We start from the raw sequence: 12,853 nt of genomic DNA on the forward strand, positions 1-12,853 counted from the left end.
GCGGTCATGAGGCGATCCAGCTGAGGGCGAACAGGGTTTGCCCGGGCAGCTCGAAGGTCACGCGACCGTCCCGGCAGTCGAAAGGTGCGTCGCGGCTGCGGTTGTCCGCGCCGAAGTAACGCAATGAGCCCTTGTTCAGCGGGCATTTCGTTCCATTCAAGTCGACACGCTGCAAGCGCGAACCCTTGTTGACCCCCAACAGGCTGCGCTTGGCGTCGTCGGCCATGGCCAGTACGTCCACCTCGAAAGCGTCGTTTTCCAGCGGCAAGACCTTTTGCAGCCAATGCTGCTGGATGAACTGTTGGGCCAGACCCACCGGCTTGAGCTCGAAACGGTCGTCGCCCATTACCCGCAGCATGCCTTTGGGATACTCGGGTTCATCGGCGGCCTGGAACCAGTTGAGCATTTCCAGCAAGCCGTCCTGGGATGCGTTGATCACCACCGAAGCCCACCACAGGGCGGCGTAGTGGGTTTCCTGGTCATAAGGGCTCAGGCTCGAGCCGCTGGACATGTTGGTCTGGTCCAGCAGCAGGGCCTTGCGCGGCCGGCCTTGGGCATCCAGCCCGACGAGGTCGGCGGCACGCCGCACGCTGTCGCGATAGCTGCGGGTGGCCAGCAGATCGCGGACCATCCACTCGTGCCAGGCCAGTGCATCGACCTGCTCGCCGGACTCCTTCAGCAAGCGTCTGGCCCAATCGATGCCACGCTTGTCGGCGGCGTTGTCGGCAAACGGGCCGTTGACCAGTCGTGAACTGGCCGGCATGGCGATGCGCACGCCGGCCTTGGCATTGTCGGGGTTGCTGCGCACCTGGCGGGCCATGCTGTTGAAAATGCGTTGGTAGCTGGCGTAGTCCGGGTAGTTGAGATTCGGTTCGTCGGCAAAGCCGATGTAATGGGTGCCTTTGCCGCCGAGGGCTCGGGTCGAAGCCAGCCAGGCGTCGAGGCCGCTGTTACTCATGACGTCGGGGCGTAAATCGGCCTGACGCTGACTGCCGGCGAGCAGGGTGATGTCCTGGCGGATGCCGAAGCGGTCCTGATACAGCTGGCGGAAAGCGTCTTCGTACTGCGGCTTGCGCGCGGTGACATCGACAAAGCTGTAGTAGGCCCCGGCTTGCGGCTTGAGTGCATCGAGCACGGCATAACTGGAGGGCGGTGGCATCGTGTAGGGCAGGGCGATGCCCAGGTACGGCGTGTTGCCCACGGATTTCTGGCCCAGGTTCAAGCGGGTCTGGCCGGCGTCCTCGCGCAGCGGCTTGAGTTGCTGCGGACTCTGTGCAAACAGGTTGGCCGTGCCGTCGAGCCAGAACGCGGCCTTGCCGCTGCCTTGCAGGCGCAGGCGCCAGACTTGATCCTGGCTCTCGACCGGCAGCTCGGTTTTGTCGAATTGCCAGTAGGCGCGATAGGGTTTCAATGCCAGTGTCAGCTGTTTGCCGTCACCCACCCGTTGCGCCTGCAGGGCGCCGACACCGCCGTGGAACTTGCCGGCCAGCACCGCGTGTTCGCCGGCCGCGACCTTGAAGTACAGCTCGTCACCGTCGTGGGTTTCTGCACTGAAGTGCACCTTGGCCGGGGCAAACAGGGCGACGGTGCGCTCATCGTGTTCGACCCGGTAGCGACGGAAGCTGTAGCCGGGAATTTCCAGCCGATAGCTGCTGGCGCCCGGTGCCAATGGCCAGCTCTGGCTGCCGCGGGTTTCACTGGCGGCGATCTGCCGTTCACCTTGCAGCTTGCCTGCGCCATCGAGCAGGTACAGGTGTTCTTCGTTGGCCTCGGCCTGCCACGCCGGCACCCATTGCACGGTCAGGGTGTCGGGCCGATCGGCTTGCAGGTACAGGCTGCCGTCGCGGATGTCCGCCCAGCGCATCGGCCCGGCGTAGGCATCGACGGACAGGCCAAGACCCACCAGCAGGGCAAAATACTTCATGCCGACTTCCGTTGCAGGACCAGCAGCATCGGCGCGATGTCGCTGGGCAGGATAATCAGGGTTTGCCAGAACGGTACGTGACTGAGGCGGCAGTACATCACCAGCAGGGCGACCGTGACCGCGAGATAAGCGATCGACGAAGCCGCCGCCGCGCCGACAATGCCGTAGGCCGGAATCATCACCAGGTTCAACGCCAGGTTGAGCAGGGCGCCGAGGCCCATCATCAGCGAGATCGAACCGGGTCGATTCTTGCCCAGCAAGTCCAGGCGCAGGATGCTCGCGTAGCACAGGCCGAGCAGGCCCGGCAGCAATGCCAGCAGCGCTGGATAGGCCGGTTGATAGGCCACGCCGAACAGGGTGACGATCAGCCATTCGCCGATCACCGCCATGGTCAGGCAGGCGCCGAGCATCACGGTAGCGGTCAGGCGCAAGGCCAGTGGCGTGACTTTTTCGATGCCTTCTTCCTGTTGCAGCAAACGCTTCATCAGCGGTGTGGTCACGGCCTCCGGAACGATCAGCAGCAGTTCGGCGGCGGCGCTGGCCATGGCGTAGTGACCCAGTGCGGTGCTACCGAGCAGGGCGCCGATGAACAGGTAGTCCGAGCGCAGGATCACTTGCTGGAACAACAAGTCCGGATGACTGCGGGCGCTGTAGCGCAGCAGCTCGTTCTGGCTGGCGCGGTCCCATTGCAGGGTCAGCGGCTGATTGCGCTTGAGCCAGACCCAGCCGGCGACCACCACCAGGCTGATGCCGGCCAGCCAACTGATCAGGGCCGCTTCCAGCGCTGCGCTTTTCCACATCCAGAACAGGGCGAGAAACAGCAGCAACGGCGCCAGGGACTCGATCAGGCGCAAGGCGTTGAATGCGACCACACCGCCGGACGCGTTGTGCAGGGTCAGCAAACCGCTCTTGAGCACGGTCAGCGGCACCGCCAGCAGCAACAGCCAGGCGAGCAGGCCCAGTTGCGTGGTGATGTCCAGCTCGCTGCCAAACTCACGGGTCAGCGCCACCACCAGCAAGGTCAGCAAACCTGCCAGCAGGCAACCGAACACCAACACCTGACTGAGCAGCAAACCCATCGGCCGTTGCTTGGCCGCCTGGTAGCCCACCGCCGAATTCAGGCCGCCGCTGGTGGCGGCGCTGATCAGATCGGGCAGGGTGCTGAGCAAGGCAAACAGGCCGCGCTCACTGGGACCGAGAATGCGCGCCAACAGCACGTTGCGCAGCAGGCGCAGCGCAATCATCGCCAGTTTGGTGCCCATGCTCAGGGCCAGGTGTTTGATGTAGCTGCTGCGACTCATGGGCGAGCCCCGCGGTAAATGCGCCACGAGAGCAAGTCAGGATTGCGCGCGGTGCGCTGGCTCACGCCAAAACGCGGCAGCGCCATCGGGTCTTCAGCGCCGCCGCGATAGATCCCGGTGCCGGTACCCAGGGCAAACGAGAAGTCATGGTTGGCCACGTGCTCGCGCACCCGCGCATCGTTGTCGCCGTTGGGGTAGCAGTAAACCGGCAGCGGCCGATTGCAACCGTGGCGCAAGGCTTCGCGGCTGCGGCTCAGCTCTTCGTCCAGGCGTTGATCGTCGAGGCCGGTGAGGATCGCGTGGCTGGCGCCATGGGGGCCGAAGCGCACCAGGCCAGAGGCCTCCAGTGTGCGCACCTGTTGCCAGTCCAGGGCCTGGGGCAACGATTCTTGCGGGCACGCATCGGTGAGGTGATTGAGGTCCAGCGGTGACAGGGTTTTCAGGCTTTGCAGAAAGTGCAGCAGGGCCAGGCTGCGGCGCTGCATGTCCGGGTCGTCGCACAGCGCCGGCAAGGGTCGACCCATGTGTTGCAGGCATTCGATCAGGTGCGTGCGCGGCTGTTCGCCGTGAGTGCCCCAGAGGGTTTCGCCAATGCTTTCCCACCAGAACCGCTGGCGGCTGCCGATGTAATCGGTGGAGAGGAATATGCTCGCCGGCACCTGATACTTCTGTAACAGCGGAAAGGCATTCAACGCGTTGTCACGCCAGCCATCGTCGAAGGTCAGCGCCACCTTCGGCCGTTCCGAGCGCAAGGCACCCGGTTGCAGGATGTCCATCAGCGGCACACAGTCGAAGTGTTTTTTCAACCACGCCAGCAAGTGCTCGAAGGCTTTCGGACCGACGCACAGTTCATTGCGGTGCGGCAGCTCCGCGGCGCGGTCGTTGGCCAGCACCCGATGCAGCATCAGGATCACGCCCGCGCCGTGCAATTGATTGCGCCCGACCGGGGAGTTGAGGTACAGCCAGCCACTGGTGCGTTTAAGCAGTTGTTTGATCGCCATGGCATGCGCCTCTCATCGATTTTGCTCAGGGTTCCATTGGGCATATCGCTGACCGCGCAGGAACTGCCACAGGCCGATACTCATCCCGGCGAGGGTCACCAGCAGGAACGCGGCGAGGCGAAAAGGCTTGGGCAAGCGGTGTTGTGAATCGAGCAGGCCGGCAATCGCCGCCGAGTAGCCGAGCAATTGCGCAATCAGGCTCAGGCGATAGAAGCCGTGGTCGTCCCACAGCCAGAAATTGCTCAGCAGCAACGGCAGCAAGAGGATGGGCGCCAGACGCCGGATCAGCTTGTGGCTGATCAGGGCAATCGCGTACAGGCCGTGGGTCAGCGGATTGAGCAACTCCCGGCGTTGGGCCAGGCTTTGCAGACCGCCGACCGTGACCCGCTGGCGACGCCGGAACTGCTTGTCGGCCTCGTCCACACCCTGGTCGATCACCTGGGCTTGGGGCACGTAGACAATCCGCTTGAATGCCACCGGTGCGCAGGTGCTGATGAAGAAGTCGTCGTTGACCTCCGCCGGCACGTTCTGGAACAGCTCGCGACGCAGGGCGAGCAGCGCACCGTCGGCCGAGACCATGCAGCCGGTGCGATTTTCCACGTAGCGCAGCCAGCCTTCGTAGTGACGGTACAGGCTGTCGCCGATGCTCAAGCCCTTGCCGGTGACCGGGATCACCATGTGCCCGGCACAACCACCGACGCGCGGGTCGGCCAGCGGCGCGAGCAAGTGGCCGAGGGTGTCGGTCGACCACTGGTTGTCGGCATCGGTGAACACCAGAATGTCACCGCTGCTGACCGCGACACCTGCATTGAGCGTCGCGGCCTTGCCCTGGCGGGGCAGGTCGAGCACGCTGATGCGCGGGTCGTCGACACGGCGGGCACAGGCCACGGTGTCGTCGGTCGAGCCGTCGCTGGCCAGGATGATTTGCAGGGACGCCGCCTGATAATCCTGGGCGAGCACCGTGCGCAACTTTTCCTCGATATGCCGCGCTTCGTTGTGCGCGGCAATCACGATGCTGACGTTCATCGGTGCCGCCGGCCCGTGCCGCGCAGCCTTGTAAAACGGCGCCAGCAAGGTCAGTAACAACGGGTAGCCGAGGTAGGCGTAGACCGGGAGCAACAGGCACAACCAGAAAATGAATTCAGCCACGTGCAGGCCTCCTGGCATTCCAATGACAAAGGCTGAGGATGAAAGCGGCGCCGGCCAGGTGCAGGCGCACCCAGTGCAAGCCCCAGAGTTGCAGGGTCAACAGCGGATCACGATGCTTGGCGCTCTGACGCAGGCTGAGGGCCAGGCCCGGCAGCAAGGTGATCAACACCATGACCGCCGCGTGATGGGGAAAACCGTTGAACAGTGCCGAGACTGCAAAAAAGTCGAGGATCCACACCGCGATCGACAGCAGTGGAAAGCGCAGCAGGCGCAGGCTCATGCCGTGGGTACGCAGCAGCTGCAGGTGACTGCCCTGACGCCACATTTCCTTGCCCAGCCACTCACGCCAGCTGCATTCGTAACCCCAGTGCAGCGCCACGCTCTGGTTGACCGCGCGCAGGTTGGCGCCGCCGGCGGCCAGGCGCAGGGTCAAATCCTTGTCTTCACCGGTGCGCAGTTCTTCATTGAAACCGCCGACCTTGTCGAACCAGCGCTTGCGCATCAGCAGGTTGGAGGTGGGCAGCCATTGCACGGCGTACAGCGGCTGGTGGCGGGGGCGCAAGGTGCGGCGTTGCCAGGCATCGGCGAACCACGGCGCCTGTGCCGGGGTATGCAGGTCCAGCCCGATGACATCGGCCTGGCCACCGGCCTCGATGTCGAGCAGCAACGTCAGCCAGTTCTCCGGCATCTCCACGTCGGCGTCGATGAACGCCAGCCATTCGCCGGTGGCCAGTTGTGCACCGCGATTGCGCAGGGCGCCGATCAACAGGCCGGGCAACACCAGCACCTGGGCGCCGAACTGCCGGGCAATCTGCGGGCCCTGATCGCTGGAGCCGTTGTCGACCACGATCAGCTCGCATTCGAGATTGGCGGCATCGGCGGCAAGCTGCGCGGCGAGCAGGGTCCGGGCGATGTGCCGGGCTTCGTTGTACATCGGGATGACAATGCTGATACGACTCATACCCTGGCCTCCCTGCGGGGTGCTTCTTCAGCCTTGATGCGCAGCACGCTGGTCAGGGCCAGCATGATCCACACGTATTTCTGGTTGGGTGCGCTGAGGAACATCAGGAACAACGTCAGCGACAGAAAGCTCACGGCCAGGTGCGTCATCAGGTCGGCCTGGTGCCAGTCGTGACGTTGCAACCAGGCCGCGCGGGCGCGGATCAGGTTGTACAAGCCCAGCGCGAGCATGCCGACGAACAACAGCCCGGCGGGAATCCCCAGCTCACTGAAAATTTCCAGGTAGGTGTTGTGCGCGCGACGGTACAGGTCACCGATCTTGCGGTTGGCGGAAAACGCCTTGGCATAGCCGGTGGTGGCGTAGTGCAGCGGAAAGGTGCCGGGACCGGAACCGAGCAGCGGATTCTCGCGGATCATCTGGCTGCCAACCACGATGTACGAGGCGCGACGACCGAGGGATTCGTCCTGGCTCTTGGCACCGGCGCTGAGAATGCTCAGAGACTGGATGCGGGCGACATACCCGGCAGGCATCGCATAGATCGCCAGCGGGATGACGATGACCAGTCCGAGCATGGCAAAACCCAGGTGCCGTGGACGGATACGCGGTAACTGCGCGCGGTAGTGCCAGACGCCGATCATCAGGCTCAGGAACAACACCACCAGGCCCGAACGGGATTCGGTCTTGGTCATGCCGCCGAGCAACAGCAGGCAGCAGCCACCCCAGAACAGACGGTGCAACAGATTCGGACTGCGGATCACCAGCAGCAGGGCCATGGGCACGGCGAAGGCGATGAGCATGGCAAAGGCGTTGGGGTCTTCCAGCAGGCCGGCGGCGCGGCCCTGGTCCTGGTACTTGGTGGAAAACATCGCCAGTGCGCAGGTCAGCGAAACGCTGAGGGTCACCAGGCGCAAAAACAGATCGAGGTTCAGCTCGCGGCCGATCAGCAGGGTGATCACGAACAGGATCAGGCCGACACTCAATTCGCGTAAATGCCCCAGCGACATGCCCATGTCATCGGTGTTCAACAGGCTGAGCAAGTACAGCACCATGAACCACACCAGAAAGCGCCAGATGTTGCTGTGCAAGCGTTCGGAGGGGAGCTGCCGCAACGCCAGCTGCAGCATCAGGATCAGCGCCAGCGAGGCGCCGATTAGCTTGGACCCGGTCAGCATGCTGTCCTTGAAGAAACCCTCGAGTGGCACCAGTGCGGCAATGCCCAGCAGGCCCCACGCCGGTTTGCGGTACAGCACCGCGACGCCCACCAGGCCCAGCACCGCCCCCGGCGCCAGGTACGGATAAGGGCTGGCCAGCAAACCGAGGCAGACCAGACCGAGCAGACTGACGATCGAGAGCGGAAAAATCACGCGCGTGCCTCCCGTGCAGTGCGGATGTACAGCTGCGACCAGCGTTCGGCCAGGGCCTTGAGGTCGTAGCGATCCTTTTGCGTACGTTTTGCGTTGTCGATCAATTCGCCGGCCAATGCCGGGTCACGCAGCAGGGCGCCGATCTGGCGGGCGAGGGCAGCACTGTCGGCGGGAGTCGCCAGCAGGCCGTTGTGGCGGTCCTGCAACACATCGGGAATCCCGCCGACGCCGAACGCTACCACCGGCACGCCGGCCTGCATGGCTTCGAGCAGAATCATCGGTGTGCCTTCGGTGCGCGAGCTGATCACCAGCGCGTCGAGTTGACGCCACCACGGACGCATCTCCGTCTGGTAGCCCGGCAGCGTGATGCGTTGGCCAAGACCGGCCTCGTTGATCCGCGCCAGCAAAGCTTCGCGTTCAGGGCCGTCGCCGAGCATCACCGCGTCCAGTTGCGGGTACTGCTGGCACAGCGGGATCAACGCATCGAGAAACAGGTCAGGACCTTTTTCACTGCTCAGGCGCCCGACGTAACCGGCCAGCCAGCGCTGACGTTCGCCTGTGTGTGGCTGCACATCGGTGCTGGCCGGCAGACCGTTGGGGATCACCTGAAGCTTCTCGGCCCGCACGCTGGCCTGGCGGCACAACGTGGCGATGCTTTCAGCGACGCAGACCACCCGGTCCACCGAGGCGGTGCGGCACAGTTGCAGGCTCAGCCAGGTGTAGAACTTCTGCTTGCGGCTGCGTGGGGTGAAGCCGTGCTGGGTGATCACCAGGGGCAGGCGCAACAACGTCGCGCCGACCCAGCCGAACACCAGGCCCTTGAAGTTGTGCGTGTTGATCAAGGGCCGCTGGTCCCGCCGCTGGCGCAAATGCCCCAGCAACTGGCCAAGCCCCGCACAACCCCGGCAATCGACGCCGGCTTCCTGAAAGCGCGCGATCAGCTCCGGCGGCGCATCGAGAAACAGCACCTGGTGCTGTCCCGGCGTCGCCAGGCAGTGGTCGAGCAGCATCCGCTCCGCGCCGTAGAAGCCGCCACTGCTGAGCAAATGAATGATCGGCAGGTCGTCGCGGGCGGTGTCCAGAGGCGTACTCAATTGCGCACCCAATGGACGAAGCTTGGCACGCTCCAGTTCTTGTGCGGATTGCTTGGCAGGGTGTTCTGGTCGTTGATCACCAGCAGCACCGGCAGGCCCAGTTCGTGGGTGATTTGCGCAGGGTGCTTGAAGCGATGATCGAAGAACTCACGCACATAGACCAGGGCAATCGCCAACAGCAAACCGGTGAACAGGCCGAACGGAATGATCAGCAGCGGTTTGGGGAACGCCGCTTCGGTCGGTTCGAACGGTGGGCTCAGCACCCGGGCGTTGGACAGGTCGTTGTCCAGCGAACGGGCGGTGCTGCTTTCGGCGAAGCGCTGGGCGTAGGTGGAGAACGCCGCGTGCAGGGCGTCGATCTCGGTGTCCATCTGCCGCAGCTTGCTCTGGGTTTCCTGCAACTGGTGGATGCGGTTCTTGAACTCGGCGATGCGCGCGGTTTTCTGGTCGATCACCGAGCTGACAATCGCCAGGTCGCTGGTGCGCTCCTGAATGCGGTTGCTCACCACTTTGAGGAACTGCTGGCGGGTGCGGGCAATTTGCTCGCGGGTCAGCAGCATCGGCTCACTGCCCGGCTGGAAAATCGCCAGGTCGTTCATGTAGCGGGTGACCTGAGTGGTCAGCGCTTCACCCATCTGTTTGATTTCGCGGTCTTCGAAGGCCACGTTGTCGACGGTGGTGGTGAAGGTGTAGGGGAAGGTGTAATCGTTGAGTTTGGAGTTGCTGGCGGCGGCCAGGGCACCTTTGAGGTAGTCGAGCCAGCGCTGGCTTTGCAGCAGACGGTCCTGATACAGGTTGAGCGCCTGTTCCTCGGTGTTGATCGCGTTGAGGCGGAAGGTGATTTCCTCCTTCGGATCAGACGAGCCAACGCTTTCGAGCAGCGCCAGGCGAGTGCCTTCCAGGCCATCGAGGCGCACCTGGTATTGCTTCTTCTTGGTTTCGTAGAAGCTTTGCGGCAGGTCGATCGATTGCAGTTCCTGACGGCTGGCCAGGTAGTTCTGCAGCAACGCTGCGACGAACTTGGTGCCCTGGGCCGGGTCGGGGAAGCTGTAGACGATCGAGATCACGTTGGAGCCGGGCAGGGTCTCGACTTTCAGGCTGTCGACGGCTTGCTGGGTCAGGCCGTCGAGCACGGTGTCGCGCACCGGATCGGTGGCCATGCCCAGTGCGGACTTGACCGGGTTGATCAGGTGTTCGCGCAGCGGCGAGGTGATGTAGCGTTTGATCGGTTCAAGCACCAGTTTGTTGAACATGCCCGGTGGCGGGGTGTATTCGCCCTTGTCGCGCAGTTCGCTGATGGTCTGACGGATCAGCGCCGGCGAACGCAGGATATTGCTCTCGGTCTCCATGTCCGCCAGTGACGGTGGAATGAAGGTCGCGTTGTCCTGGGTCAGCGAGGTGGTCGCGTCGCCCTGGGACAGTTTTTTCGACTGGACGATCACTTGCGCAGTGATGTCGAAGCTTTGTTTAAGGACCAGCGGCAACACCAGGGCGATCACTGCAAAGATCAGGAATACACGCTTCACCAACTGCTTGTTGGCAAAGAAGATCCTGAAGAACTCGTGCAGGTAGTTTTCCTTTGGATTCATGTCAGGTCACCTGAGAGTCAGTTGTTGTTGCTGTCTTTGTTGTCGACGCGGTAGCCGAAGCTGAAGCCCACACCCTGGAACAGCACGACGTCAGCCAGTTGCCGTGCCAGCTCGCCGGCGCTGGCCAGCTTGGTCTTGGGCACGTAGAGCATGTCGTCCGGTTGCAGGTAGGCGATCTGCGAGGCGTCTCCCGCCAGGGCTTTTTCCACGTCGTAGCGCTGGGCCTGAACCTGATTGCCGGTGCGGCGCATGATCACCACCGAATCAAGCCGTGCCTTGACGTTGGAACCGCGGGCCAGGGTCAGGGCTTCAAGCACCGACACCGGACGGCGGATCGGGTACGAGCCCGGTTGGCCGACTTCACCCAACACATAGATTTCGTTGCCGGCGGTGGACTTGAGCAGCACGTCGACGGTCATCCGCCCAGGCAGTTGCGCGTAGCGTTTGTTGAGGAAGGCTTCCAGTTGGTTGACGGTCATGCCTTGCAGCGGCACGGCGCCGATTTCCGGAAAGCTGGCATAGCCGTCGGTGCCCACGGTGATCTCCCGGCTCATGCCGGTGGCGGGGTGGTTGAGGGCGCTTTTGAGGTTCTGCTCATTGGTCAGCGGGCTGATGATTTGCACGGTCAGCTGATTGCGATTGGGCTGGAACAATTGCTTGCGCTGATAGGCCCGCTGGATTTCCTCACGCGCCTCGTCGCTGGTCAGCCCGGCGATTTTCACCGAGGTGTTGGCGCCCGGCAGTTCGATGGTGCCGTCCGGCAGCACCAACTGATTGCCGTTGAGCTGACTGGCCGCGGTGAAGTTCAGGCCGATCTGGTCACCGGACTGCACGCGGTAGGCGTCCGAGCCACTGGTGCTGATATGGAAGATCACGTCCAGCACGTCCTGAGGCCGCAAAGTCTGCTCGACCTTGGGCATGTCGGTGGCCTGGGCGTTGGCCGGCGAAGCCGTGAGGATCTGCACCGGCATGCTCTGGGTTTCGTTCTGGTTACCGGTACTGGAGCAGCCTGCGAGCGGGAGCAACAGCAGGAGTAGCAGTTTGGTGTTCATGGTGTCGTCCTTTTCCGTTTGCTCACAGGTTTTTGTACAGCCACTTGGGCATGTAGTACTTGCGTCGGTTGAACACGCTGCCGACCAGCTTCGCCCCGGCCTGGCTCAGGCGCTGCACCGCTGCCTGGGCCACTTCCCAGCGGGTGTCCTCGGAGCGCACGACCATGATCACGCCGTCCACCTGGGTGCTGATGACCAGGGTGTCGGCAGCCGAATACACCGCATCGCCATCGATCACCACGAAGCGGTACTGGCTGGCGAGTTGATCGAGCACCGGCCCCAGGCGTTCGGCGGTCAGGTGTTCGGTGCCACGCGAATAACGCCCGAACGGCAGCACGTGGAAGGGCAGGCTGGACACGTTCACCACACAGTCCTGCAACAGCGGCGGGCTCTGGGTGTTGAACAGCAGGTCGCGGAAACCGCGCTCCTTGGTCAGGCCCAATTGCTGGGTCAGGTTGGTGGTCGACTGGCTGGCGTCGACCAGCAGTACCAGGCCGCTGCTCATCTGCGCCAGTTGACTGGCCAGTGCCAGCGCACTGGTGGTCGTGCCGGCGCCGGGGTTGGCGGCGGTCAGGAAGAGGATGCGCAAGTCCTGATCGAGCACGGTAGACGTCAGGTTGGACTCGCTCGGGTTGGCGATGCTGAGGCTTTTTGCAGTTGAACCGTCCATTTAACTTGCTCCGTGGCCGCTGAACACTTTGAAAGGGGTTTTCAACAGGATCTTCAAATCAAGCAGCAGGCTCTGCTCGGCGATGTAGCTGAGGTCCAACTCAACGCGCTGGTCGAAGTCGATATTGCTGCGCCCGGAGATCTGCCACAGGCCGGTCATGCCGGGGTAGATGCTCAGGCGGGCGAGGTGGCTGTCCTTGTAGCGGTAGGCATTGAACGAGGTTGGCCGCGGACCTACCAGACGCATGTCACCGGTGACCACGTTGAACAGGTTCGGCAACTCGTCGAGGCTGGTGCGCCGCAGGAAACCACCGATGCCGGTGATGCGCGGGTCCTTGTCGATCTTGAAGTCGATGGCGTCGGCACCGTGCTTGTTCAGGTGGCGCAGCGACTCCTTGAGCTCCTCGGCGTTGGTGACCATGGTGCGGAACTTGTACATGCCGAACATGCGGCCGCGGTAACCGGTGCGTTTCTGCACGAACATCACCGGTCCCGGGCTGGTGAGCTTGATCGCCAGCGCCAGGCCCAGCAGGACCGGCGAAATCAACACCAGGATCAGCAGTGCGCCGAAGCAGGCGACCACGCGATTGGTCCGCGACAGTGTCCACGGGCGACCGCCATCGCGACCGGTGATCCAGCCGCGACCCTGCATGTGGATCGCCGCATCCATGCGCATGCGATGCTCAGGATCCAGGCGCTTGTCACGGCGCATTTGATTGAGCGGCACACCTTTTTCATGTCCAGTCATA

General features: G+C 63.3%; 11 protein-coding genes. All 11 read right to left on the reverse strand.

Annotation, left to right across the window (positions count from 1 at the left end; translation table 11 throughout):
- Nucleotides 1–4 precede the first annotated feature (4 nt).
- From EIY72_RS08350 to EIY72_RS08400, 11 genes are read right to left on the reverse strand one after another with little or no spacing between them, the layout of a single operon-like run.
- Nucleotides 5–1,924: a hypothetical protein gene (locus EIY72_RS08350; protein WP_093218676.1), complete on the reverse strand. Its 1,920-nt coding sequence runs from the start codon at nt 1,922–1,924 to the stop codon at nt 5–7.
- Complete coding sequence (locus tag EIY72_RS08355; RefSeq protein ID WP_093218679.1) at nt 1,921–3,225, reverse strand: lipopolysaccharide biosynthesis protein; 1,305 nt, start codon at nt 3,223–3,225, stop codon at nt 1,921–1,923. The genes EIY72_RS08350 and EIY72_RS08355 overlap by 4 nt, the downstream gene beginning before the upstream one ends.
- On the reverse strand, nt 3,222–4,226 hold the full coding sequence (locus tag EIY72_RS08360) for a polysaccharide deacetylase family protein (RefSeq protein WP_093218682.1): 1,005 nt from the start codon (nt 4,224–4,226) through the stop codon (nt 3,222–3,224). Before EIY72_RS08360 ends, EIY72_RS08355 begins: the two co-directional genes overlap by 4 nt.
- Before the next feature lie 12 nt (nt 4,227–4,238).
- Nucleotides 4,239–5,375, reverse strand: a complete 1,137-nt coding sequence (locus EIY72_RS08365; protein WP_093218685.1) for a glycosyltransferase — start codon at nt 5,373–5,375, stop codon at nt 4,239–4,241.
- Entirely contained in the window at nt 5,368–6,336 is a 969-nt protein-coding gene (locus EIY72_RS08370; protein ID WP_093218688.1) for a glycosyltransferase, read from the reverse strand. Before EIY72_RS08370 ends, EIY72_RS08365 begins: the two co-directional genes overlap by 8 nt.
- A complete protein-coding gene (locus tag EIY72_RS08375) occupies nt 6,333–7,700 on the reverse strand; it encodes an O-antigen ligase family protein (RefSeq protein ID WP_093218691.1) in 1,368 nt (455 codons plus the stop codon). Before EIY72_RS08375 ends, EIY72_RS08370 begins: the two co-directional genes overlap by 4 nt.
- Nucleotides 7,697–8,806: a glycosyltransferase family 4 protein gene (locus EIY72_RS08380; RefSeq protein ID WP_093218694.1), complete on the reverse strand. Its 1,110-nt coding sequence runs from the start codon at nt 8,804–8,806 to the stop codon at nt 7,697–7,699. The genes EIY72_RS08375 and EIY72_RS08380 overlap by 4 nt, the downstream gene beginning before the upstream one ends.
- Nucleotides 8,791–10,383, reverse strand: coding sequence for a GumC family protein (locus EIY72_RS08385; RefSeq protein ID WP_093218696.1), 1,593 nt, complete (start codon nt 10,381–10,383; stop codon nt 8,791–8,793). The genes EIY72_RS08380 and EIY72_RS08385 overlap by 16 nt, the downstream gene beginning before the upstream one ends.
- 17 nt (nt 10,384–10,400) lie before the next feature.
- Nucleotides 10,401–11,435: a polysaccharide biosynthesis/export family protein gene (locus EIY72_RS08390; protein ID WP_093218698.1), complete on the reverse strand. Its 1,035-nt coding sequence runs from the start codon at nt 11,433–11,435 to the stop codon at nt 10,401–10,403.
- A 22-nt stretch (nt 11,436–11,457) separates the two neighbouring features.
- Entirely contained in the window at nt 11,458–12,105 is a 648-nt protein-coding gene (locus EIY72_RS08395; protein WP_093218701.1) for a CpsD/CapB family tyrosine-protein kinase, read from the reverse strand.
- Nucleotides 12,106–12,852: a sugar transferase gene (locus EIY72_RS08400; RefSeq protein ID WP_093218704.1), complete on the reverse strand. Its 747-nt coding sequence runs from the start codon at nt 12,850–12,852 to the stop codon at nt 12,106–12,108. It lies immediately after the preceding gene.
- Nucleotide 12,853 lies beyond the last annotated feature (1 nt).

This window comes from Pseudomonas vancouverensis (assembly GCF_004348895.1).
GTDB classification, from domain to species: domain Bacteria; phylum Pseudomonadota; class Gammaproteobacteria; order Pseudomonadales; family Pseudomonadaceae; genus Aquipseudomonas; species Aquipseudomonas vancouverensis.